Annotated in this window: 19 protein-coding genes; 9 read left to right on the top strand and 10 right to left on the bottom strand. The window is 61.9% G+C overall.

Annotated elements, in window-relative coordinates; all coding sequences use genetic code 11:
• Positions 1-8 precede the first annotated feature (8 nt).
• A complete protein-coding gene (locus MC269_RS16940) occupies positions 9-1325 on the top strand; it encodes a cytochrome c (RefSeq protein WP_239953116.1) in 1317 nt (438 codons plus the stop codon).
• Positions 1326-1370: 45 nt separating this feature from the next.
• Here MC269_RS16940 and MC269_RS16935 read toward each other — a convergent pair whose 3' ends face one another.
• The 4 genes from MC269_RS16935 to MC269_RS16920 form a co-directional block, all read right to left on the bottom strand.
• The gene (locus MC269_RS16935) at positions 1371-2783 is read right to left on the bottom strand and encodes an MFS transporter (protein WP_239953115.1); all 1413 of its coding nucleotides are present in this window, start codon (positions 2781-2783) and stop codon (positions 1371-1373) included.
• Positions 2784-2970: 187 nt separating this feature from the next.
• Positions 2971-4491 (bottom strand): p-aminobenzoyl-glutamate transporter, encoded by a 1521-nt coding sequence (gene abgT / locus MC269_RS16930; RefSeq protein ID WP_239953114.1) that lies wholly within the window; start codon positions 4489-4491, stop codon positions 2971-2973.
• Positions 4492-4567: 76 nt separating this feature from the next.
• On the bottom strand, positions 4568-6010 hold the full coding sequence (locus MC269_RS16925) for a M20 family metallopeptidase (RefSeq protein WP_239953113.1): 1443 nt from the start codon (positions 6008-6010) through the stop codon (positions 4568-4570).
• Positions 6007-7320 (bottom strand): amidohydrolase, encoded by a 1314-nt coding sequence (locus MC269_RS16920; protein ID WP_239953112.1) that lies wholly within the window; start codon positions 7318-7320, stop codon positions 6007-6009. Before MC269_RS16920 ends, MC269_RS16925 begins: the two co-directional genes overlap by 4 nt.
• Positions 7321-7424: 104 nt before the next feature.
• Between MC269_RS16920 and MC269_RS16915 the strand changes: the two genes are divergently transcribed.
• Positions 7425-8321 (top strand): LysR family transcriptional regulator, encoded by an 897-nt coding sequence (locus MC269_RS16915; RefSeq protein WP_239953111.1) that lies wholly within the window; start codon positions 7425-7427, stop codon positions 8319-8321.
• 73 nt (positions 8322-8394) lie between these two features.
• Positions 8395-8832: a VOC family metalloprotein YjdN gene (gene yjdN / locus MC269_RS16910; protein ID WP_239953110.1), complete on the top strand. Its 438-nt coding sequence runs from the start codon at positions 8395-8397 to the stop codon at positions 8830-8832.
• Between the two features lie 191 nt (positions 8833-9023).
• On the opposite strand, the gene MC269_RS16905 is transcribed toward yjdN, so the two are convergent.
• From MC269_RS16905 to MC269_RS16895, 3 genes are all read right to left on the bottom strand, one after another.
• Positions 9024-9890: a nucleoside-specific channel-forming protein Tsx gene (locus MC269_RS16905; protein ID WP_239953109.1), complete on the bottom strand. Its 867-nt coding sequence runs from the start codon at positions 9888-9890 to the stop codon at positions 9024-9026.
• A 275-nt stretch (positions 9891-10165) separates the two neighbouring features.
• Positions 10166-11521 carry a HAMP domain-containing sensor histidine kinase gene (locus tag MC269_RS16900; RefSeq protein ID WP_081140687.1) on the bottom strand — a complete coding sequence of 452 codons (1356 nt, stop codon included), beginning with the start codon at positions 11519-11521 and terminating at the stop codon, positions 10166-10168.
• Positions 11518-12177: a response regulator gene (locus MC269_RS16895; protein WP_239953108.1), complete on the bottom strand. Its 660-nt coding sequence runs from the start codon at positions 12175-12177 to the stop codon at positions 11518-11520. The genes MC269_RS16900 and MC269_RS16895 overlap by 4 nt, the downstream gene beginning before the upstream one ends.
• Positions 12178-12351: 174 nt before the next feature.
• Here MC269_RS16895 and MC269_RS16890 point away from each other — a divergent pair, with 174 nt between their 5' ends.
• From MC269_RS16890 to MC269_RS16880, 3 genes are all read left to right on the top strand, one after another.
• Positions 12352-12720, top strand: coding sequence for a helix-turn-helix domain-containing protein (locus tag MC269_RS16890; RefSeq protein WP_239953107.1), 369 nt, complete (start codon positions 12352-12354; stop codon positions 12718-12720).
• A gap of 69 nt (positions 12721-12789) precedes the next feature.
• Complete coding sequence (locus MC269_RS16885) at positions 12790-13680, top strand: LysR family transcriptional regulator (protein WP_239953106.1); 891 nt, start codon at positions 12790-12792, stop codon at positions 13678-13680.
• Positions 13681-13787: 107 nt separating this feature from the next.
• Positions 13788-14990 carry an MFS transporter gene (locus MC269_RS16880; RefSeq protein WP_239953105.1) on the top strand — a complete coding sequence of 401 codons (1203 nt, stop codon included), beginning with the start codon at positions 13788-13790 and terminating at the stop codon, positions 14988-14990.
• 66 nt (positions 14991-15056) lie between these two features.
• Here MC269_RS16880 and MC269_RS16875 read toward each other — a convergent pair whose 3' ends face one another.
• On the bottom strand, positions 15057-17447 hold the full coding sequence (locus MC269_RS16875; protein WP_239953104.1) for a glucose/quinate/shikimate family membrane-bound PQQ-dependent dehydrogenase: 2391 nt from the start codon (positions 17445-17447) through the stop codon (positions 15057-15059).
• A gap of 281 nt (positions 17448-17728) precedes the next feature.
• Positions 17729-18307: a hypothetical protein gene (locus MC269_RS16870; RefSeq protein ID WP_239953103.1), complete on the bottom strand. Its 579-nt coding sequence runs from the start codon at positions 18305-18307 to the stop codon at positions 17729-17731.
• 399 nt (positions 18308-18706) lie between these two features.
• Between MC269_RS16870 and MC269_RS16865 the strand changes: the two genes are divergently transcribed.
• The 3 genes from MC269_RS16865 (at position 18707) to MC269_RS16855 (ending at position 22249) form a co-directional block, all read left to right on the top strand.
• Positions 18707-19960 carry an MFS transporter gene (locus tag MC269_RS16865; protein WP_081140695.1) on the top strand — a complete coding sequence of 418 codons (1254 nt, stop codon included), beginning with the start codon at positions 18707-18709 and terminating at the stop codon, positions 19958-19960.
• A gap of 2 nt (positions 19961-19962) precedes the next feature.
• Positions 19963-20817 (top strand): BadF/BadG/BcrA/BcrD ATPase family protein, encoded by an 855-nt coding sequence (locus MC269_RS16860; RefSeq protein ID WP_239953102.1) that lies wholly within the window; start codon positions 19963-19965, stop codon positions 20815-20817.
• A gap of 103 nt (positions 20818-20920) precedes the next feature.
• Positions 20921-22249, top strand: coding sequence for a glycoside hydrolase family 28 protein (locus tag MC269_RS16855; RefSeq protein WP_239953101.1), 1329 nt, complete (start codon positions 20921-20923; stop codon positions 22247-22249).
• Here the strand turns inward: MC269_RS16855 and MC269_RS16850 are convergent.
• Positions 22246-23322 (bottom strand): tartrate dehydrogenase, encoded by a 1077-nt coding sequence (locus MC269_RS16850; RefSeq protein ID WP_305802678.1) that lies wholly within the window; start codon positions 23320-23322, stop codon positions 22246-22248. The two genes, MC269_RS16855 and MC269_RS16850, sit on opposite strands and share 4 nt — an antisense overlap.
• Positions 23323-23390: the final 68 nt, after the last annotated feature.

Here is a 23390-nt window from a genome sequence, read left to right as displayed (position 1 = left end):
AAATGGCGATGAAAAACGGCTTACTGGCCCTGATTCTGGGCACGATGACCTTTGCCGCGCTGGCGGACGACAACGGCGGCGATCGGGTAAAACGCGGCGAGTATCTGGCGCGCGCGGGCGACTGCGTCGCCTGCCACACCAGCAAAGAGGGTAAACCCTTTGCCGGCGGCCTGCCGATGGCGACGCCGATTGGCACTATCTACTCCACCAATATCACCCCGGATAAAGCGACCGGCATTGGCGACTACAGCTACGACGACTTCCAGAAGGCGGTGCGTCACGGCGTGGCGAAGAACGGCGATACGCTCTACCCGGCGATGCCGTATCCCTCCTACGCGGTGGTGAGCGACGAGGATATGCAGGCGCTCTACGCATACTTTATGCACGGCGTCGCGCCGGTCGAGCAGGCTAATCACAAAAGCGACATTCCCTGGCCGCTGTCGATGCGCTGGCCGCTGGCGATCTGGCGCACGATGTTCGCGCCGGACGTGAAGGCGTTTCAGCCGATGGCGCAGGAGGATCCGGCGCTGGCGCGCGGTCGTTATCTGGTGGAAGGCCTGGGCCACTGTGGCGCCTGCCATACGCCGCGCAGCATCACCATGCAGGAGAAAGCGCTGAACAACGGTGAAGGCAGCGACTATCTGGCGGGCAGCAGCGCGCCGATTGACGGCTGGACCGCCAGCAATTTGCGCGGCGACAACCGCGACGGGCTGGGACGCTGGAGCGAAGAGGATCTGCGCCAGTTCCTGCGCTACGGCCGCAACGACCATACCGCCGCGTTCGGCGGCATGACCGAGGTGGTCGAGCACAGCCTGCAGCACCTCAGCGACGAAGATATCACCGCCATTGCCCACTACCTGAAGTCGCTCGGCGCGAAAGACCCGAACCAGGCGGCCTTTAGCGTCGATGACGCCACGGCGAAAGCGCTGTGGAAAGGCGACGACAGCGCGACCGGCGCGTCGGTCTATGTGGACAGCTGCGCCGCCTGTCATAAAACCGACGGCAGCGGCTATCAGCGCTTTTTCCCGGCGCTGCGCGGCAATCCGGTGGTGATGACCGACGATCCCACTTCGCTGATCCATATCGTGCTGGCGGGCGGCGCGCTGCCGGGCGTGAAAGGCGCGCCGTCAACCATCACCATGCCGGCGTTCGGCTGGCGGCTTGACGATCAGCAGGTGGCGGACGTGGTGAACTTTATCCGCACCAGCTGGGGCAACGGCGGCAAAGCGGACGTTACGGCGAAGGATGTGGCGAAGCTGCGTAAAGATAAGACCATCCAGCCTTATCAGGGCAGCGCGGATATCCATCAGCTGGAAAATCAGTAAACCTGTATCGGGACGCTCCGGCTAAGGCTGGAGCGTCTTTTTCACTCAGATATTCTCCAGATCGATACCGCGCGTTTTCGGCCCGTAAATCCCCACCGACAGCATCACCATCAGCATACTCAGCACGATAAAGGCGATAACGCCCTGGCTGCCCGCATACTGCAAAATCATTCCGATCAGAATGCTGCTAAACACCGTCGAGAGGCGGCTAAAGGAGTAGCAAAAGCCGACCGCGCGGGCGCGGATATGGGTGGGGAAAATCTCCGTCTGGTAGGCGTGATAGCTAAAGGTCAGCCAGGCGTTGGAGTAGGTGATGAGAAAGCCGCAAAGGATCAGCATTACCGGGCTGGTCTGAAAAGCGAACAGCGTGCCGAACACCACCGTCATCAGGCAGGATAAAACGATCTGCCATTTGTTCTCGATCTTATCGGCGTAGCGGCTGCAAATCAGCGAGCCGAGCGGGTAGGCGAGGGTGATAAAAAAGGCGTAGAGCAGGCTGTGGGTCACGGTCGCGCCCTTGCCGGACAGCAGCGCCGGCAGCCAGTTGCCGAAGCCGAAAAAGCCGATCGCCTGAAAGAAGTTCATCACCACCAGCATCAGGGTGCGCTTGCGGTAGGCCGGCGCCCAGATCTCACTGAACCGACCGCGTTTCGGCAGCTGCGCCGCCGCGTCATCCGGCGGGAAGTCAGCGCCAGGCGCAACGCCGCAGCGTTTCTCCATCGCGCTCAGCACCTGATGCGCCTCCTGATGACGCCCCTGCTGCGCCAGCCAGCGCGCCGACTCCGGCAGATCCTTGCGGATAAACCAGATGATCAGCGAACAGAGCGCGCCCGCGATCACCACCCAGCGCCAGCCCTCCAGGCTTAACAGCGTCTGCGGCACCAGCCACCAGGACATCAGCGCCACGGTCGGCACAGAGAGAAACTGCACGAAAAACGAAAAGGCGAAGGCGCGGCTGCGCAGATGCGTCGGCACCCACTCCGAGAGGTAGGTGTCGATGGTCACCAGTTCGATGCCGAGGCCGATGCCTACCAGAAAGCGAAACAGAATAATCATCTCTGCGCTCTGCTGAAAGGCCATCAGCAGCGAGAAAATGCCATACCACGCCAGCGCGCACATAAAGGTCAGGCGGCGGCCGAAGCGGTCGGCATAGGGCGCGAGCAGGCTGGCGCCGACAAACAGGCCGAGAAAGGTAGCAGAGGCGAAGGCGGCCTGATCGGCGATGCCGAACACACCTGCGCTGCCGGTGTGGAACACGCCCGCGGCCAGCAAACCTGAGCTGATATAGCCGGTTTCAAACAGATCGTAGAGTTCAAAGAAGCCGCCGAGCGCCAGCAGCGTAATAAAACGCCACAGTCCGCGCGATGAAGGCAGCGCGTCGATGCGCCCCGCTAAGCTGTTATGCGGCGACGGCGCAGCGAACCCCGGCGCCATCCCTGGAGTGCAGGTGGTTGTCATGATGTTGTGAACCTCGGTGTGACGATGTTTGCCTGTCCCGCTAACGGCGTGGCGACGTTGTAAAAATAATTAACCGTTAGCAAGCGAAGAGAGAGCAGAATAATCAATTCGGCGATCCTTGCCGAGAGGGTTGTTAGTGAGTATTTAGCAACGTACGTTGCACTTTTCGCCGTCCCTGGCGAAGCCGCTACGGCATCTGCGGCCAGACGCCCGGACCGATAGGCAGACCCAGCGCATACCAGGCGAGCAGCAGCGCGATCCAGGTGATAAAAAACACCAGCGGGTAGGGGAAAATCAGCACGTAATAGGTGCCGAGCTGCGCGTCCTTCTGGTAGCGCTGCAGGAAAGAGAGAAACAGCGGCAGAAAGGGCGACATCGGCGCCAGCGGCAGCACCGCCGAGTCGGCGATGCGGAAGATCATCTGGGCGAAAGCGGGATGAAAACCGAGCAGCATAAACATCGGCACGAACACCGGGGCGAGGATTGACCAGATGGCCGAGCCGCTGGCGATAAACATGCAGAGAAACGCCGACAGAAACATCAGGCCGAGAAAGGCGGGCGCGCCGCTGATGCCCGCGCTCTCCAGCACGTCAGTCAGCCCGATGGCCATAAACTTGCCCATGTTGCTCCAGTTGAAGAAGGCGACGAACTGCGACAGCGGAAACACCATCACGATAAAGCCCGCCATGCTCTTCATCGGCTCCACCAGCAGCTGCGGAATATCGTCCGGGCGGCGGATCTGCTTCGTCACCGCGCCATAGACGATCGCCACCACAAAGAAGAAGAGGATGATGATCGGCACAATGCCCTTAATAAAGGGCGACGGCACGATACCGCCGGTTTTCGGATCGCGCAGCGGCGCGTGTTCCGGCACCACCAGCAGCGCCATCACACCGATAAACAGCAGCGCCGCGATGCCCGCCGCACGCAGGCCGCGATTTTCAAGCGGCGTCAGCGCCGCCAGTCGCTCGCTGCTGCCTTCTTGCCACAGTGGCAGGCGCGGTTCGACAAATTTGTCGGTGAGAATGGCGCCCGCCACGGTCAGCACGATCACCGAGGTGGCCATAAAGAACCAGTTGTCGATCACGCTGACGTGCACCGTGTCGCTCACCGCCTTCGCCGCCTCGGTGCTGATGCCGGAGAGCAGCACGTCGGTGGTGACGATCAGCAGGTTGGCGGTAAAGCCGGAGGCGACGCCGGCGATGGCCGCCAGCAGGCCCGCCACCGGATGACGCCCCACGGCGAGAAAGATCAGCGCGCCGAGCGGCGGCATCACCACCAGCGCGGCATCAGAGGAGATATGGCTGAAAAAGGCGATAAACAGCACCATATAGCTGGCGTAGCGGCGGCTGACGCGCGACGCCATCTTCACCATCAGCGACTGCAGCAGGCCGACCCTTTCCGCCAGACCCGCGCCGAGCACCAGCGCCAGAATCGAGCCGAGCGGCGTAAAGCCGCTGAAGTTTTTAATGATGTTGGGCAGGATCCACTGCAGGCCCGCGACGCTCAGCAGATTGTTGACTCGCACCAGCTCGCCGCTGACCGGATTTTTCACCGCCAGATCGAGGCTGCTGATAATGGCGGTCGCCACCATCAGCACCACAATCAGATAAACAAACAGCAGAAAGGGATTCGGCACTTTATTGCCGACCCGCTCGATCCAGCCGAACACTTTCCCAGGGCTGCGATTCTCCGACATTAGGGTCATGATATTCCTCGTCTTGTATGGTCGTGTTTGCGTTTTTTATTGTGTTATCGGTCCGCGCCTGCGGCGCGGCCGCGGCTCAGTTGGCCAGTTTTGAAGGCGTCACGCCTTCGGGAATCGGACAGCTATAGGGCTGCGCGCGGCGCGCCCGTCTAAATTCAGCGCGGCAGCGTTCCAGCGCCTCTTCATCGGTGAGCAGATCCAGCACCGTGGCGGCCATCACCTTAGCCGCCAGCAGCATGCCCTTATGCGCGATGCTGGTGCGGCCCTGCGCCACCAGCTGCCAGGTGTGCAGCGGCGTACCGAAGGTGAAGCAGGGCGCAAAGCACTGCGCCACCGGCGTCACCCAGCTGACGTCGCCGACGTCGGTTGAGCCGTAGAGCAGCTCGCGCGTTGCGGCGCAGGGCGCCACCTCGTCCATCAGCAGCTTGTCGCCGTGCGCCTCAATCCAGGCCGCGCCCGCCTCGCCGCCGGTGCGCGCCGCGTTAAGCCGCGCGTTGCGCAGATCGTCCTCGCTGAGCGTGGCGCGGATCTCGGCGGCGAAGGCGCGCTCGCTGTCGCTGTAGTGCGGCAGGCCAAAGTGATGCAAATAGCGCTCCATCACCGCCTCCAGCGCGCGGTTCGGCACGTAGTTAGAGCACGCCTTATCGAAGCGCACGGTGAGCTGGGTGTCGGTCATCAGCGCCGCGCCTTTGGCGATATTGATCACGCGCTGGTAGATTTCCTGCGCCTGAGGCAGCTCCGGCGCGCGGATCAGGTAGAGCACCTCGGCGTCGGCCTGCACCACGTTGGGCGAGACGCCGCCGCTGTTGGTCACCGCATAGTGCAGCCGCGCCTCCTGCACGATATGCTCGCGCAGGAAGTTGGCGCCGGTGTTCATCAGCGTCACCGCATCAAGCGCGCTGCGTCCCAGATGCGGCGAATTGGCGGCGTGCGCCGCCACGCCCTTAAAGTGAAACGCCGCCTGAATATTGGCGAGGGTGCTGAGGTTAAACAGGCCGCTGAAGCCCTCGGGATGCCAGGTGACGGCGGCGTCGACGTCGTCGAACAGCCCCTCGCGCACCATAAAAGTTTTGCCGGAGCCGCCCTCTTCGCCGGGGCAGCCGTAAAAGCGCAGCGTGCCGCGCCCGCCGTGCTGCTCGCGCCACGCCTTGAGCGCGAACGCCGCCGCCACGCCGGCGGTGCCGAGCAGATTATGACCGCAGCCGTGGCCGTTGCCGTTCTGCTCCAGCGGCTCTGGCCGCGCGCAGCCCGCCCGCTGGCTCAGCCCGGCCAGCGCGTCGAACTCGCCGAGAATGGCAATCACCGGTTTGCCTTCGCCCAGGCTGGCGACGAAGGCGGTCTCAATATTGCCGACGCCGCGCGTGACGGCGAAGCCCTCGCGCTCCAGCGCGTCGGCCAGCAGCGCGCTGGAGCGGGTTTCGGCGAAGCGGGTTTCCGGTGTGTCCCAGATGGCGTCGCTGAGGGCGGTAAAGCGTGCCTGGCTGGCGTCAATATAGTCGGCAAGGAAATCTGCGTTCATCGCGCACCGCCGAACTGCGCCTGGTTGAGCGCCAGCGTCGCCAGCATCTGTACCGCTTTGCCCATCACGCCTTCGTCAAAGTCGAAGCGGGCATTGTGATGGCCCGCCGCCAGCTCGCAGCCGAAAATCGCGTAGGTCGCCTGACCGCCGCGCTGCTTGACGCGCTCCATCATGTAGGTGGCATCCTCTGAACCGGCCGCCTGCGCCTTGCGATCCACCACCGAGTCGAAGATGCCGAGCGCCTCCGCCTGCTGGTGAAGAAAGTCGACCCAGGGCTGGGTCGGTGTACAGCTGCGCGCCGCGCCCATCAGTTTCACCTCATACTCCACGCCGTACATCGCCGCCGCGCCGGCGATAATGCGCAGCGCCTGCTGGTAGATGTCATCGTTGACCTGATTGCTGACGCCGCGCGTCTCGACCTTCATCAGCGCGGTGTCGGCCACCACGTTGCGCCCGGTTCCCGCCTGCAGCACGCCGACGTTAACGCGCGCCACGCCGCCGCTGTGCTGCGGCAGGCCGTGCAGCCCCAGCGTCGCCTGCGCCGCCGCCAGCAGGGCGTTGCGGCCCTCTTCAGGCTTGCCGCCCGCGTGCGCCCCGACGCCGGTAAAATGGACGTCCAGCTTGGTGGTGGCGAGAAAGCTGTCGCTGCCGCACACCAGCTCGCCCGCCGGCACGCCGGTGCCGAGATGAATGGCGGTAAAGAGATCGACATCGTCCACCACGCCCGCCGCCACCATCGCCTTCGCGCCGCGCACGCCCTCTTCGGCGGGCTGGAAGATCAGCTTGATGGTGCCGCTTAGCTGCGATTTCATCGCCATCAGCACGCGGGCAAGCGCCAGCCCGATAGTGGTATGGCCATCGTGGCCGCAGGCGTGCATCATGCCGGCGTTGCAGGAGGCGAAACCCTCGCGCTGCGGCAGGTGATCGGGTGCCTGGCTCTCGTTAAGATCCAGCGCGTCCATATCGACGCGGAAGCCCATCACCGGGCCGGGGCGACCGGTCTCCAGCGTGGCGACGATGCCGCAAAAGCCGCCGGAAAAGTGGGACAGCCACTGCTGCAGCGCGCCCTGCTGCAGCGCGCGCGCCTCCTGCTGCTTCAGCGTCTCGGCGTCGGGCAGCCCCATGCGCGCCTCGGCGTCGATCACCTCGCGGCCCAGCTGCAGCCGATAGCCCAGCTGATGCAGCGCGTCGGCCACCCGCGTCGCGGTGCGAAATTCCAGCCAGCCGGATTCAGCGAACTGATGAAGATCGCGCCGCCAGCTTTGCATCTGTGGCGTCAGCGCCTGGACCTGCTCAGAGAGGGTTGTCATAGGAAATCCTTATTGTTGGTTTTTTATGCACAGCCCCGAATTTACACAAGCCTCTCTGGCCGCATAAGATGCGAATATCTTTCTCCTGATAAACAGTGGTTATCATGCCGTCACAGCTTAAATTGCATCAGCTGCGCGCCTTCGTCGAGGTGGCGCGTCAGGGAAGCATCCGCGCCGCAAGCAGACTTTCCGGTATTTCCCAGCCTGCGCTGACCAAAGCGATTCAGGAGCTGGAGCAGGTTTTAGGGGCGCGGCTGTTTATTCGCCGCCAGCAGGGTGTGGTGATGACCGACGTGGGTGATAACTTTTTTCGCCATGCCAGCCTGGTGCTGGAAGAATTACGTGTGGCGCAGGAGGATATTCAGCAGCGGCTTGGACTGGCGGGCGGACGGGTCAATATCGGCGTCGGCGGCAGCGTGGCGCGCACCATCATGCCGCAGGTGATCACCCAGTTTCACCGCGAATATCCGCTGGTGAAGGTGCGCATCGTGGAGGGACAGCTGGTGTCGATGATCCCGGAACTGCGCCAGGGCGAACTGGATTTCACCATCAACACCTACGATCAAAGCCATCTCGATCAGGAGCTGAGCTTTGAGCAGATGATGCAGCGCGACTACAAGGTGGTGGTGCGCAAGGGACACCCGATGGAGAAGGCGCGCTCGCTGGCGGAACTGCAGCAGTGCGACTGGACCATGCCGACGCCGAAAGGCAGCTACTACCGGCTGCTGCACGATCTGTTTGCCGAACGCGGCATGGCGCCGAAGATTGTCGTCTCCTGCGAAACCTTTATGGCCTGCACCAGCCTGGTGGCGCAGAGCGATTTTGTCAGCATTCTGTCGGTGGACGTCATTAACGATCCGGTGCTGGGCCATCAGTTGGTGGCGCTGGATCTGGACGATCCGCTGCCGAAAGCGACCTTCTATCTGATCCAGCGCAAGGAGACCGCGCTGACGCCGATGAGCGCCTACATGGCGCAGCTGTTTCGCCGCTATTGTCAGTAAAAACAGCAGGTAAAGGCGATCGTCTACACTGTTAAGGTGCTGTAAAAAATCCAACCGATAACCGGAGGTGAAGATGCAAGTCAGTCCTTATCTGTTTCTCTATGGCCGTTGTGAAGAGGCCATCGACTTTTACCTGCAGGCCACCGAGGGAGAGTTGCTCTATAAAATGACGTTCGGCGATATGCCGGACCAGGGCGAACAGGTTGGCGATCAATCCGCGCCGCCGCTGCCGCCGGAAAAAATTATGCACGCCCAGCTGCGCATCGGCGAGGGCGAACTGATGCTGAGCGACGGCAACACCGATCAGCCGCCGGCATCCGAGCACGCCGGTTACGCGGTCAGCCTGTCGACCACCGATGTTGAGCAGGGTAAAGACTGGTTTGAGAAACTGTCGGCTGGCGGGAAAGTAACGACGCCGTGGCAGGAGACCTTCTGGTCAAACGGCTTCGCGATGTTTATCGATAAGTTCGGTATTCCGTGGCGTATCAACGTAGAGAAGCCGCAGGAATAAGTGCTCGCCAGGCCTTTCTTATAAACGGCTGAACAAGCTTGCAAGCGGGAGAGCCAGCCCGAGGAGCAAAGCGTCCTGCGCCATGGATGGCGCAGGCCGAGCTGGCAGGGATGCCGCTTTTTGCGTCTTTGCGATCGGGCTGGCTCTCACGCGACAGCACTGTTTCTAAGCGTGCAATTAGCCCGCTTTTATCAGAAGTTATAACCCGCCACCAGGTAGTAACCCCAGCCGGTTGATTTCACTTCAAACGGTCCGCGACCAAAGTTCAGCTCCTGACCATCCGCCCACTGGCCGCCGTTGTGGAAGTAACGCGCCACGGCAGAGATATGCCAGTGATCGTAACCCAGCGACAGAATATGGCTGGAGGCGATAGAGTTGCTGGTGCGTGACGCGTCTGACTTGTCGCGCAGATCGGAGCCCCAGTCAAAGTTGGTAAAGCCGATATAGCTCAGGTTGCCGCCCCACAGGGTAGTAATCGGCACCATATATTTCACCTTGAAGCGATAACCATCCCAGCTGTTCTCGTTCGCCGCGCCGTAGTTTTCCCACTGATATTTGGCGTAGACGTTCAGCGACAGGCCGACGTCGCTGTGCGTGTCGATGTCGGTGCCGAGACCCATATACCAGGTGTTCTGACGGTTATCGCTGTTACGGCCCATATCGTAGATATAGTTGTTGGCGAAATACCACTCTTTGAACGGGCCGAACGCCAGGCTGGTACCGGTCAGCTTATCGATCGAGAAACGCGGCTCAATTTCCATAAACATCGGCGAACCGTGGTCGAAAATGCCGTTGGCGTTGCTGTTGCCCATGCCGAAGAAGTTGGTCAGGTCGAGGTAGCCGTAAAAATCGAACCAGTCTTTCTTCGCGAAGGCTTCATATTCCAGATAGACGTCGTTGTTGAACTGCGGTCCGAAGCGGGTGTGATAGCTGCCTACCACGTTAACGCTCTGATGCCACCAGTCGGAGAGGTACTGCGGGTCTCTTTCGGCAGCCTGCGCGCCGCTGCTCAGGGACGTCGCCAGCAAGGCGCCTGCTATCAAGGTTTTAAATTTCATTATCATTAACCACATGCTTTCGACCGCGCAGAAACGCAGCCAAGGTGAAATCGATCCCAGAGTGGGGCGGCGAAGATGTAACCGTTTTTTACAGCCGGTTTTAGACCTGCGTAGCCTGACCGTTACAGGGCGATAGAAAATAGATTTTGCTCACGTTTGTCAAAATGTGTTGCATTGCATTTACGTGAAAATGTGAACTGTGTCACGAAATTAAGCCGCAGCGAACGGAACGCCGCAACCGTTTACGTTGTCGGCATCGCACGCGAACAGGAAAATCAGGGCAGGGTAACGCGCACCTGCAACCCGCAGATGGCGCCCTGCGGATTGAGGCAGTTTGAGAGGGAAACCTGAATATGGTGCTTCTGGGCGACGCTGCGCACAATCGACAGGCCTAAGCCGCTGCCCTGCGCCTTCACCGTCGGCGCGCGGGTAAAGCGGTCAAAGGCGCGATCGATAAAGGACTCCGGCATGCCCGGCCCGTTATCGACGATATCCACCACCGTGCGGTCGCCGACGCGGTGCAGCAGCACGTCTACCAGGCTCCCTTCCGGGGTATGCAGCATAGCGTTGCCGATCAGGTTGTCGAACAGGCTGCGCAGCTCGGAGCGGCTCGCCTGCAGGCGATAGTGGGTCGAGCCGTTAAAGCCGATGTCAATGCCGCGCTTATCGGCCACCACCATCAGCTGCTCGATGCTCTCTTTCAGCAGATCCTCCAGCTCGATATGCTCCACCGAGGCGACCACGGTTTGATCTTCCTGACGAGAGATATTGAGCAGCTGCGCCACCAGATGGCGCGTGCGCGTCACGCCCGCCTCCAGCTGATCGAACTGGCGGCTCGCTTCGCCCGGCTGAATATGCTGACGCAGATTCTCCAGCTGCAGCGTCACCGCCGTCACCGGGGTACGCAGCTCGTGCGCGGCGTCTTCCAGAAACTGGCGCTGCGACGACCAGGCGGCGCGCAGCTTGTTGAGCAGTGAATTGTAGGCCTCCACCAGCGGCAGGATCTCGTCCGGCAGCCCCTCTGGCGACACCAGATGCGGATGCAGCGTCTCCTGCGCGGCGATCTCGCGCGAGGCGACGCGCAGATCGCGGGTAATTTTGCGCACCACCAGCCAAATCACCAGCAGCGAGAGCGGCATCATTAAAATCAGCGGGATAATCGCCGACAGCGCGCGCTTCACCATCACCGAACGCATATAGCTCAGGTTATGCATCACCTGGATGGTTTTGATCTCGCTGCCCGGCTCGCCGGGACGGGTATAGATGCGCCAGCCGCACTCGTCGCAGCTGCCGACGTCGATATCGTGCCAGCCTTTTTCCGCCTGCAGCGGCGCGTGCAGCTCTGGCCAGGAGCTGGCGCGCAGCTTGCCGTTACTGTCCCACAGCTGCACCACGTAGGCGCTCTTCACCTTGTCGGCGTGCAGCATCAGCGGCATCAGCGCCGGGATCTCTTTATTGGTCGCCCAGGCGTCGGCGATTTTCGTCAGCTGGTCATCCTTCATAGTGCCGATCATCTCGCCGTAGCAGCTGAAGAAGTACCAGGTGACGCCGCCGATCATCAGCAGGTGGATAATCAGCAGCGTGCTCAGCAGCTTGTTGCGCAGGGAGCGCATAAACGTGAACGGCTTCATAGCGCAGGCACGCGCCAGCCGAGCCCGCGCACGTTGCGGATGGCGTCGTTATCGAGTTTGCGGCGCATGCCGTGGATCAGCACGTCCACCGCGTTGCTGGTGACCTCTTCGCCCCAGCCGTAGATGCGGTTTTCCAGCTGCTCGCGCGACAGAATGGCGCCGGGGCGCTCCAGCAGGGCGTAAAGCAGTGCATATTCGCGCGCGGTGAGCTGCTCGCGCTGGCCCTTGTAGAGCACTTCACGCGTCATCATATCCAGCTGGACGTCGCCGCTGCCGAGCAGCGAGTCCGCCGCACCGTGGCGACGTCGGGTAATTGCACGCATGCGCGCCAGCACCTCTTGCAGATCGAAGGGTTTGAGAAGGTAGTCGTCGGCGCCGCAGTCCAGCCCCTGCACGCGCTGCGCCACGGTGTCGCGCGCGGTTAAAATCAGCACCGGCGTGGTGTCGCCGCGCGCGCGCGCGCGCTTCAGCACCTGCAGGCCGTCGTCGCGCGGCAGGCCGAGATCGAGCAGCACGCAGGTGTAGCCGCCTTCGTTCCAGGCGTGATGGGCGAACACTCCGTCGCGCACCCAGTCAACCGACCAGCCTGCGGCCTCCAGCGCCAGCTGCAGGTTAGCGCCGATCATCTCATCATCTTCAACCAGCAGCACGCGCATGAAAATCGTGCTCGTATACAGATAGCTGCAGTGTACGCCGCGATTATTAGCACAGAATTAAAATCGTGTGGCGGCGCCCGTTGCTAATTCTGCGCTAATTTTACGCTAATTAAGGGATAAATTTTCCGCGCTACAGTGGGCTCACTGAACATCATGCCGTATCAGGAGGAACACATGAATCAGCGCGAATTTATTCGTAGCCTGCTGGAGTGGATTGAAGGCAACTTAGGCCAGGATCTGCATCTGGATGAGGTGTCGCGCCGCTCGGGCTATTCCCGCTGGCATCTGCAGCGTCTGTTTCGTCAGCACACCGGCTTTTGGCTGGCGGAATATATTCGCCAGCGCCGGCTGACGGAGTCCGCTCTGCTGCTGCTGAACAGCAACGAGGCGATCCTGCAGGTGGCGATGAACTACGGTTTCGACACCCAGCAGGCCTACACCCGCACCTTTAAAAACTATTTCCGCGTCACGCCGGGACAGCTGCGCCGTCAGCGCCGCGTCGAGCCGGACCGGCTGCTGTTTCCGCTGGCGATGGCGAGCTGACCGCAACAAACAGGTGCCACGGATCGCTGAATTGTTTAGTCTGCTTTTTTCCGGCAGACAAGCAGACTCATGGACAACAGCGAAAACTTAACGGCGATGATGATGTTCGCCCGCGTGGTGGAGTGCAGAAGCTTTAGCGAGGCCGCGCGCGCGCTCGGCCTGTCGAAATCGCACGTCAGTCGGGAGATCGCCCGGCTTGAGGTGCGGCTGGGCTTTAAGCTGCTGCAGCGCACCACGCGCGCCATGGCGCTGACCGAACTGGGCCAGGCCTACTATCCCTTCTGTACCCGCATGCTGGCGGAGATGCATCGCGCCGACGCTTTCGTCCAGCAGCTGCATCAGAACGCGGCGGGCAACGTGCGGCTACAGGCGCCGGTGACCTACGGCTGCCAGTGCGTGGCGCCCGCGCTTAATCCCTTTCTGCGGCGTCATATCCATATCAACGTCGATCTCGACCTGACCGATCGCAGCAGCGATCGGCTGGATGAGCAGGTGGATGTCGCCATCCTTATTCGCGCCCGCGCGCCGCAGGGCGCGCACGTCCGCGTGCTGGGCGATATCGACTGGGGACTCTACGCCGCGCCGGCCTATCTGGCGCAGCGCGCGCCCATTACCCATCCCGATATGCTGCCGCGCCACGATCTGCTGATGTTTCACGGCCCGGCGCACACCGCGGCGCTGCCTTTTCGCCGCGATAAGCAGCGGCTGGCGGTCGACGTGCGCAGCCGCTTTCGCGCCAACAACAGCATGGCGCTGCTCAATGCCGCGCAGGCGGGCAGCGGCATCGCCTATCTGCCTTCCTACATGGCGCAGGCGGCGCTGGCGCGCGGCGAAATCACCCAGCTGCTGGCGGAGTGGCAGATGGACCGCCTGCAGAGCTACCTGCTGCTGAACGAGGCGCAGCCCGCCGCGCCGGTCAGCCTGCTGTGCGACGCGCTGATTGCCGCGCTTGGCAGCTGATTGTTGCTCTCTGGCAACAAAGGGCGGCGTCTGGCAATTATCGCGCCGCCACTGTTGTTTGCGCCTCAACGACGTTAGCCTGAAAGCCGGACAATCATGGGGGCTTTATGGAAGCGATCGCCGCGCCAGACGCGCAAATCTGGAAACGTAACTTATGGGTGTGTGTGCTGGGCTCGTTCAGCACCATCGTGGCGATGACGCTGCTGCTGCCGTTTCTGCCGCTCTACGTGCGCCAGCTCGGCGTGACCGAGCCGGCGGCGATTGCGCGCTGGTCCGGGCTGGCCTACGGAGCTACCTTTTTCAGCGCCGCGCTGACCGCGCCGCTCTGGGGCCGACTGGCGGATCGCTATGGGCGCAAGCTGATGCTGATCCGCGCCAGCCTCGGCATGGCGATCGCGATGGCGCTGATCGGCATGGCGACCGCGCCCTGGCAGCTGGTGGCGCTGCGGCTGCTGGCGGGGCTGCTCGGCGGCTACGCCTCCGGCTCGACGATTCTGGTGGCGGCGCAGACGCCGAAGGCGCACACCGGCTGGGCGCTGGGCGTGCTCTCGTCCGGGATTATGGCGGGCAACGTGGTCGGCCCACTGCTGGGCGGCGTGCTGCCGCCGCTGATTGGCATCCGGCATACCTTCTGGCTGACCGGCGGCGTTATTTTTCTCGCCTTTCTCGCCACCACCTTCTTGCTGAAAGAGCTGCCGCGCCAGCCTGCGGCGCCGCGCCGCGCGCAAGAGGCACCGGACGTTGGCCACCACGGCGTGGTGAGGCTGATGTGGCTGTCGGGCATGCTGCTGATTTTTGCCAATATGTCGATTGAGCCGATTATCACGCTCTATATCGGTCAGTTTGTGCAGGGCGACCACGCGATTACCGTCACCGCCGGGCTGGTGATGGCCGCCGCCGCGCTGGGCAGCATTCTCTCGGCGCCGCGGCTCGGCAGACTGGCGGACCGCATCGGCCACGGGCGCGTGCTGAGCGCCGGTCTGATCGCCTGCGCGGCGCTGCTGATCCCGCAGGCGTTTATCACCGCCGCGTGGCAGCTGGTGGCGCTGCGCTTTCTGATGGGCATGGCGCTGGGCGGACTGCTGCCCTGTATCACGGCGATTATTCGTCATAGCGTGCCGGAAGGGCAGGTTGGCCGCATGCTCGGCTACTCGACTTCGGCGCAGTATATCGGCCAGGTGAGCGGCCCGCTGTTTGGCGGGTTTGTCGGCGGCGCGTTCGGCATGCGGCCGGTGTTTCTGCTGACGGCGGCGGTGATGTTGTTGTGTGGCGCGGTGAACTGGCGCCGCAGCCGAAAAGAAGGGAAATAGAAAAGCGGGCTAAAGCTGGCAATAAAAAAGCGGACCGAAGTCCGCTTTTTTTTACCTCAAAGAGGCTTATTTCTCGTCCGGCAGCGCATAGGCGATGACATAGTCGCCCAGTTTGGTGCCGAAAGAGCCGTGACCGCCCGCCGCGATGACAACGTACTGCTTGCCATTCGCTTCATAGGTCATCGGCGTCGCCTGGCCGCCAGCCGGCAGACGCGCCTGCCACAGCTGCTCGCCGGTTTCGGTGCTGAAGGCGCGCAGATAGTTATCTGCGGTCGCACCGATAAAGAAGACCTTACCGGCTGTCGCGATTGGGCCGCCCAGCATCGGCATACCCATCTTGAACGGAATTGGAACCGGCGCGCTGTCGCGCGTAGTACCAATACGTTTCTTCCAGACAACCTCGTTGGTCTTCAGGTCGACCGCAGAAACGTAGCCCCAGGCCGGCTGCTTACACGGTAGACCAAACGGCGACAGGAACGGGTTCAGCTCGACGCCGTACGGCACGCCATACTGCGGCTGGATACCGGTTTCAGTACCAGAACCGCCGTTCGCGCCTTCAGGCGGCTCGATCGGGTTGCCTGGACCGCGCGGCACCAGTTTAGAGACAAACGGCAGCGCCATCGGGTTGGCAATAGCGATCTGGCGATGCGGATCGACCGCAATACCGCCCCATTCGAACATGCCCAGGTTGCCCGGGAACACCAGCGTGCCCTGCTCAGACGGCGGCGTGAACGGACCTTCATAGCGCAGGCGCTTGAAGATCACGCGGCACACCAGCTGGTCATACAGGGTCGCGCCCCACATATCCTTGTCCGTCAGGTTCTTCTTCGGACGGTAGGTCAGCTCAGAGTAAGGCTGCGTCGGCGACACGTGATCGCCTTTCGCCGCGCCCTGCGGCACCGGGGTCTCCGGCGCGGGCACCACCGGCTTGCCGGTGCGACGATCCAGCACAAAGATGTTGCCGGTTTTGGCCGGGGCGTAGATCACCGGAACGGTATTACCGTCTTTATCGGTGATGTCGGCCAGGGTCGGCTGCGACGGCAGATCCATATCCCACAGGTCGTGGTGCACGGTCTGATATGACCAGACCAGCTTACCGGTGGTGGCGTTCAGCGCCAGTACGCTGCTCGCATAACGCTCCTGCTCTGGCGTGCGGTTGCCGCCCCAGATATCCGGGGTAGAAACGCCCATCGGCAGATAAACGGTATCCAGTTTCGGATCGTAGACCGCCGGCGCCCAGGAGTTAGGCGAGTTCATGGTGAAGGTGTGTTCGTCAGTCGGAATCGCGTTTGGATCTTTCGCGCCCGGATCGAAGACCCACAGCAGTTTACCGGTGTTGACGTCGAAGCCGCGAATGGCGCCTGACGGCTCGCGAGTCGAGTAGTTATCGGTAACCGCGCCGGCGATCACGATAGTGGTATCGGTGATAATCGGCGGAGAGGTCGGCTCATACTGACCCGGCGTGGTAACCGGCTGCTTGTGCTGCAGATCCAGCTCGCCGTTGTTGCCAAAGGCAGGGCAGCGCGCGCCAGTTTCCGCATCCAGCGCGAACAGGCGACCGTCGTTTACCGGCAGGTAAATACGGCGCGAGCAGAGCGCAGGCTGGCTGTTTGCCGCGTCGGCCGCCGCAGGCACTTCGTGGTAAGAGACGCCACGGCAGGTCACATGCTGGAAGGTCGGATTCGGCTTCAGGCCCGGATCAAATTTCCACTTCTGCTTGCCGGTGGTGGCGTCGAGCGCGAACAGGATCTGATGCGGTGAGCAGAGATAAACGGTGTCGCGGACTTTAATCGGCGTCACTTCGTCGGTGATTTCACCTGGATCGTTGGCGGTTTTCAGGTCGCCGGTCTGGAACTGCCAGGCTACCTGCAGGTTTTTCACGTTCTCTTCGTTGATCTGCTTCAGCGGAGAGAAACGGGTGCCCTGCTGGTCGCGCGCATAGGCGGGCCAGTCAGCGTCGTCGATCGCGCTCAGCGGCTGCGCCGGCGTGGCGTTCTGCGCGGTTTCCGGCAGCTTGCCGTTCACCGTCTGCGGATCGTTAAATACCGCATACGCCAGCACCAGTGCGCTGGCGATCAGCGCCACCGCCATGCTGCCCAGCGCGGCTTTGCTGCCCGCGTTTACGCTACGGTAAACAAACGGCAGGATCAGCCAGACGCCGAAAATCACCAGCACGTCGGTGCGCGGCGCAAGGGCCCAGAAGTCGGTGCCGACTTCCCACACGCCCCAGATCAGGGTGCCGATCAGCAGCAGCGCATAGAGAACCAGCGCAGTGCTTTTGCGACGTGACAGCAGATAAGCGGTGATAAGCATAACCACACCGCCGATAACGTAATACCAGGAACCTCCGATAGCGGCTAACCAACCACCGCCTATCAGCATAAACGCGCCCGTCAGGAATGCGAACAGCACCGTCAGGAAACGAATTACGCCAAAAGATGAGGAACTTTTCCCCATAATGTCGACCTCGTTTTTTTGCCATAAAAACACAGAAAACAACGCATTAGGCTGTTTTCACGTCATAAAGTACGTAAGAAAGCAGGTGTTCAATGCTGCTCTTCCCGTGAGCATCGCAATCCATGTGAGTTAAATTTTATAGCAAAAACGTTAAGAGGTTTGATTTTTTTAGCGCTTTGCACTTACGGGCGTAATTAGCACGACATTTTATGGGGGTTACGCTGCGTTATGGCGCAAAGCCTGCGTCCATAACGCTAGCGGTTGGGTTTTTCCTCGGTAATTCAGGGGGAAGGCGCAGACGCGCGGCGCTGGTGCTGCCAGCCCGCTATATTTAGCGCGCGCATCACCTCAGCGGGCGGTGCCGGCTGCGTGCTGCGGACAATAACCATTATTTCCCTTTCAGCAAATGAAGATAATAAAAACGGAAAGGTGAATTTTTGATAATTAGCGTTAAAGAAATCTTCGCTTAACACGATGCCGGCAAAAGGAAAAGATTCAATCAGCCGCCAGTCGACACTGGGCGGCGCAAAGTCGATCAGCCAGAAGCGAAAAACGGGAATTATTTCAGGCAAAGCGAGGCGGCACTCTTTAAACGCCTCATAGTTAATCGCCAGCCGAACCTGCTCATGCTGCCAGTAATGATATTGCTCCGGCGCGGCAATGATTTTTTTAAGCTGCTTCACGCCAACAGGAATAATCATTAAGGCTGCTTCATTTGCAGAGTGATTTTTCCATGCAACTATGTCGGCGTTATTATTGGTTTCCTCAACATCATCCAGTAGGTAGGGCTTAGAATAACAAGAACCCAGCAATGTACCGGCCGGGCAGCGAATCTCTTCAGTAACATATGGATTGTACAAGCTATTTTCCATGCATCTCTGGTTAAAAGAAAAGTCGGACAAAATTAAAAGTGTTTCTCAAGGTAACGCTCAGGTTACTGCTGGACTCAATATAAAACGGAAATATTAAAGACGTCACCCTTTTTATGCGCAGTGTCGCCCGGGAATTAACGCGCCTCGGTTATGCGTTTTCTAATAATTTACTGGTACTAATTCTGTCTTTCTGGAAATAAATAGTCTGATAATGGTCAGTAATAAAGCCGTCACAACGGGTGGCAATTAATGGCCGCGCGAAGGCACAGAGCGACATTGCCAGACGTCCCAAAATCAAGCACGCTGTGCTGCGCATTCACCTGCGCGGATAAAGAAGAGAGGCTCGCGCCATGACGTGAGCCAGCATACTGATTAACGGGATAGAATATGGGATCTATGGCACCGACAGCGGACGAGTCGCTGTTAAAACACCGCGCGTTTGTCGCGTTCTGGCTGGCGCGCACCTGCTCATCGTTTGGCTTTCAGATGTTCTCCGTTGCCATTAGCTGGCAAATCTACGCCCTTACCAACAGCGCAATGGCGCTGGGCATTATCGGCCTGATGCAGTTTTTGCCGTCGGTGCTGCTGGCGCTGCCCGCCGGCCATCTGGCCGATCAGTTTGACCGCCGCCGCATCGTGCTGCTGGGCCAGCTGATTGAGTGCGCCGCGCTGGTGGCGCTGGTGTTTCTGACGCTGTTTCACTGGGCGGGCAAAATTGAAATCTGGGGACTGGTGTTTCTGATTTCGGTGGCAAAAGCGCTGGAGTGGCCCGCAATTACCTCTATGCTGCCGGCGCTGGTGCCCCCTGGGATCCTGGCGCGCGCGATGGCATCGACCTCGGTTGGCAGCCAGGCGGCGGTGATCGTCGGCCCGACGCTGGGCGGCCTGCTCTACGTTGCCGGGCCGGATGTGGTCTACGGCGTTTCCGCCGCCTTCTATCTGCTGTCGCTCTGTCTGGTGGCGCGCCTGCGCTACGAGCGTCCGCCGCAGACGCGCCTGCCGATGAACCTGCCCAATCTTTTTGCCGGGGTGCGCTTTATCCGCGATCGCAAAGATGTGCTCGGCGTGATTTCGCTCGATCTCTTCGCGGTACTGCTCGGCGGCGCCACGGCGCTGCTGCCGATTTTCGCCCAGGATATTCTGCATACCGGCCCGTGGGGGCTCGGTCTGCTGCGCGGCGCGCCGTCGGTGGGCGCGCTGCTGGTGGGCATTTGGCTGAGCCGTAATAAGCTGGAAAAACATGTCGGCATGATTATGTTCGGCTCGGTGGCCGGGTTCGGCGTCGCGACGCTGGTGTTCGCGCTCTCAACGCAGCTCTGGCTGTCGCTGCTGGCGCTGGCCGCGCTCGGCGGCTTCGATATGGTGAGCATGGTGATCCGCGGCGCGCTGGTGCAGCTCGACACGCCGGACGATATGCGCGGCCGCGTCAACGCAGTGAACGCCATCTTTATCAACACCTCGAACCAGCTCGGCGAGTTTGAGTCGGGCATGCTGGCCGCCTTTTTCGGCGCGGTGCCCGCTGCGGCGATCGGCGGCGTCGGCACACTGGTGGTGGTTGGCCTGTGGATGGCGCTGTTTCCGCATTTACGCAAGCGCCAGAAACTGGAGAATGATCCCCAACATGAAGCGACGCGGAATTAAGCATGGATCCTGATTACTATCTTGGCATTGACGGCGGCGGCACCCGCTGCCGCGCAAGGCTGACCGACGCGCAGGGCGTGCTGCTGGCGCAGGCCGAAGGCGGCCCGGCGAACGTTTTTGCCGCCTATGACGCGGCCATCGGCGCGCTTGACGCGCTGATCGCGCAGGTGACGCGCGAGGCGCGCATCGCCGTCGCGCGGCTGCATATCGTCGCCGGGCTGGCGGGCGCCAACGTGCCGTCGGTGCAGCGGCGTCTGGCGAGCTGGCGGCCAGCGTGCGCCTCGCTGCGCGTGGTGACCGACGTCGAAATCGCCTGTATGGGCGCGCACGGCGGTGCGCCTGGCGCGGTGTTTATCGTCGGCACCGGCAGCCAGGGCGCCTGCTGGGACGGCGACAGCTTTACCCTGCTGGGCGGCTGGGGCTTTGCCCTCTCCGATCTTGGCTCCGGTGCGATTCTGGGCCAGCGCGCGCTGCGGCTGGCGCTGCTGGCGCATGAGGCGATCCTGCCCGCCTCGCCCCTGACGCAGCGTCTGATGGCGCGCTTTGAGGATGAGGCGGAAACGCTGCTGCTCTGGTCGCAGCAGGCGACCACCGCCGACTGGGGCAGCGTGGTGCCGGAGGTGTTCGCCGCCGCGCAGCAGGGCGATTTCCACGGCCTGGCGCTGGTGCGGCAGAGCGCAGAGGAGATCGCCCTGATGGCGCAGCCGCTGCTGGCGCGCCAGTCTGGCAAGCTGGCGCTGATGGGCGGCCTGGCGCAGCCCATTGCGCCTTATCTGCCGGAAACGCTGCGGCGCCAGCTGACGACGCCGCAGGGCGATGCGCTGAGCGGCGCGCTGGCCCTGGCCCGTCACCGCTGATTTTGCGAGGCGACGCACAAAGCGGCAAGGTGGCGGCCAGATAAAGGTTTCTCTCTGCCGGACGCGCTGAAATAGCGGCTTCTTCTTTAGCAGGAGCCGAACCATGCATCTTTCCCTTGCCGATTTTCACCCAGCCGCCGACGGCGAAACCCTGGACACCGCCGCGCTGCAGCGCGCGCTGGATCAGCTGGCGGCGCACGGCGGCGGACGCCTCACGGTGCCGCCGGGCCGCTACCGCTGCGGCACGCTGATCTTATCGTCCGATAGCGAACTGCATCTGGAAGCGGGCGCGGTGCTGCTTGCCAGCCGCCGGCCCGAAGATTATCAGCGCGTAGAGACGCAGAGCGAGGCGGAGCGTTCGCGCTACGCGCTGCTCTACGCCTGCGGTCAGCGCAACCTGACCATCAGCGGCAAGGGCAGGATCGACGGCGACGGCGAGGTCTGGTTCGCCGCCGAACGCGACGATCAGGGCTATCGGCAGCCGCAGCCGCACCGGCCGCGCATTATCGTGTTCGAAGCGTGCGAGCAGGTGACGCTGGAGGGGTTCAGCATCGTGCAGGCGCCGATGTGGACGGTGCATCTGGTGAGCTGCCGCCACGTGCATATCGATCATCTGACCATCGACAACGCGATGACGATGCCCAACACCGACGCGCTCGACATCGACAGCTGCGAGGCGGTGTTTGTCAGCAACAGCTACTTCAGCGCGGCGGACGACGCCATCTGCATCAAAACCACCGCTAAACCCGCCGCGCTCCGCCGCCCCGCGCGGCAGATCACCATCAGCAACTGCCTGCTGCGCTCCTACAGCTGCGCCTTTAAGATCGGCAGCGAAACCTTCGACGATATCGAGGACGTCACCGTCACCCACTGCACCCTTTTTGATTCCAATCGCGGCATCGGCATTCTGTCGCGCGACGGCGGCACGATGCGGCGGCTGCTGTTCAGCCATCTCACCTTTGTCTGCCGCCACGCGCCGCCGTGCCACTGGGGCAAGGCAGATCCGCTTTTCGTGTCGGTGCGCCCGCGCGATCCGGCGGTGCAGCCAGGGCGGGTCGAGCAGCTGCAGTTCACCCACGCGAGCGGCACAGCCGAGGGGGCGATCAACCTGCACGCGGCGCGGCCAGGAGATATCCGCAATGTGCTGATCGCCGACGTGCAGCTGCGCCAGGTGGTCAGTCGCCAGAGCGGGCAGGGGGAGTATGATATTCGGCCGCCGTGCAACCCAGAGGCGCCGACCGGCATGGGGATGGACAACGCCTATAAATGCGATCCGGCCACGGGAGAGGCGTTCGGCGTCGAGCGCTATCCTCACGGCCTGCCGGCGCTGTTTGCGCGCGGCGTCGAGGATCTGCGCTGGCGTGAGCTGGCGGTGGAGCGGCCTGAACCGCTGCCGCCAGGCTGGAGCGCTGAGCGCTTTGTCGTGGATTAGGCGCTGAGCGCGGCGGCGATAGCGGCGCCGAGCGCTTCGGTGCCCGCTTCGCCGCCCAGATCCCGCGTCAGGTACTCACCCTGCGCCAGAGTGCGCTCGATGGCGTCGACCACCGCGTCGCCCGCTTCCTTATAGCCGAGGTGCTCCAGCATCATGGCGCCGCACCAGATCTGGCCGATGGGGTTGGCCACGCCTTTGCCGGCGATATCGGGCGCGGAGCCGTGCACCGGTTCAAACAGGCTGGGAAAGGTGCGGTCCGGGTTGATGTTGGCGGAAGGCGCAATGCCGATGGTGCCGGTACAGGCCGGGCCGAGATCGGAAAGGATATCGCCAAACAGGTTGCTGGCGACCACCACGTCGAACCAGTCGGGATGCAGCACGAAGTTGGCGGTAAGAATATCGATATGGTACTTGTCGACCTCTACCTGCGGATAGTGCTCGCCCATCGCCTCGATGCGCTGATCCCAGTAGGGCATGGTGATGGCGATGCCGTTGGATTTGGTGGCGGAGGTCAGGTGCTTTTTCGGGCGGCTGTTGGCCAGCTCGTAGGCGAATTTCAGGATGCGATCGACGCCGACGCGCGTCATCACCGTTTCCTGGATCACCACTTCGCGTTCGGTGCCGGGGAACATGGTGCCGCCGACGCTGGAGTATTCGCCTTCGGTATTTTCGCGCACCACGTAGAAGTCGATATCCCCCGGCTGGCGGTTGGCCAGCGGCGCTTTCACGCCGGGCATCAGGCGCACCGGCCGCAGGTTGACGAACTGATCGAATTCGCGACGGAACTGCAGCAGGGATCCCCACAGTGAAACGTGATCCGGCACGATCGCCGGCCAGCCCACCGCGCCGAAATAGATCGCATCGAAGGTTTTCAGCTGCGCGAACCAGTCGTCGGGCAGCATCTTGCCGTGCTGCTGCCAGTATTCGGCGCTGGCAAAGTCGAACCACTCCCAGCGCAGCGCGATGCCAAACTTCTCCGCCGCCGCGTTCATTACGCGAATGCCTTCCGGCATCACCTCTTTACCGATACCGTCGCCGGGAATTACGGCAATACGATGAATTTTTTCCGTCACAGGGCACCTCTTTGGGTTGATGTTCGAATTGTCGACGCAGTATAACTTTGCATCACCGGGAAATAATT

The sequence above is a fragment of the Pantoea sp. Z09 genome, from assembly GCF_022394795.1.
Lineage (GTDB): Bacteria > Pseudomonadota > Gammaproteobacteria > Enterobacterales > Enterobacteriaceae > Pantoea > Pantoea latae.
Note: the sequence above shows the minus strand (reverse complement) of the source record. Positions and strands in the feature narration are given on the sequence as shown.